Genomic DNA, 1,045 nt, shown 5'->3' with positions numbered 1-1,045 from the left:
GGCCGGGATCGCCATGATGGCAATCGGGGAAGGGCTGGGGCTTCCGCTTCCGCTTGTAGCCGGAGCCGTGCTGTCCGGAGCCTACTTTGGAGATAAATTATCGCCGCTTTCCGATAGTACGGTGCTTGCGTCATCCCTTTCAAAGGTCGAAGTGATTACCCATGTCAGAGCGATGCTGTACTTGTCGATTCCCGCCTATTTAATCACGGCGGTCCTGTTCACCATCACCGGCTTTATGTATGGAAGCCGAAATGTTGATTTGGAAAAAGTTGAATTTTTGAAAGCTTCTTTGCAGAACACGTTTGATATTCACATTTGGATGCTTGTTCCGGCTGTTGTCGTCATCGTTCTATTGGCGATGAGAAAGCCATCTGTGCCGACGATCGCGATCGGCGCACTTTTGGGCGCGATCTGGGCTGCGGTCTTCCAAGGCATGGACTTTGCGGATGCGATCGGCACAGCATACAACGGCTTTTCCATTGACACCGGGATCAAATTTATGGACGAGCTCTTAAATCGCGGAGGAATAGAGGGCATGCTCGGTTCGGTCGTCGTCATCATTCTCGGTCTGGGCTTTGGCGGCCTCTTGGAGCACTTAGGCGTTCTAAAAGTGATCGTCTCCAAGTTCCAGCAAAAGCTGACTTCTGCCGGCAACGTCACATTCTCGACGATTATCGTCGCCTTCTTGGCAAATGTGTTCGGCTGCGCGATGTATGTCTCGCTCATTTTAACACCGAAAATTATGGAAAAAAGCTATGACAAGCTCGGAATTGACCGGAGGGTGCTGTCCAGAAACGCGGAAGTCGGCGGTACGATGACGTCGGGCATGGTGCCGTGGTCGGACAACGGCATATATATGGCGGGGATTCTCGGCGTCTCGACCTTCTCTTATGTGCCGTTCATGTGGCTGAGCTTTGTTTCAATCGGCCTTGCGATTTTGTACGGATACACAGGTAAATTTATTTGGTACACCGATAAAAAAGACTCGCCGGTTCAGTAGCCGATTTTAAAACAATTGATGGAGGTATTCTGTTATGAATGGCAA

At 50.4% G+C, this 1,045-nt stretch carries 1 protein-coding gene; it reads left to right on the top strand.

Annotated features, from left to right (window positions below; translation table 11 throughout):
• A partial coding sequence (gene nhaC, locus ACWHAR_RS23110; protein WP_452087950.1) for a Na+/H+ antiporter NhaC occupies positions 1-1,000 on the top strand: 1,000 nt, incomplete at its 5' end.
• Positions 1,001-1,045 lie beyond the last annotated feature (45 nt).

Source organism: Bacillus sp. LR--39 (assembly GCF_053613335.1).
Note: the sequence above shows the minus strand (reverse complement) of the source record. Positions and strands in the feature narration are given on the sequence as shown.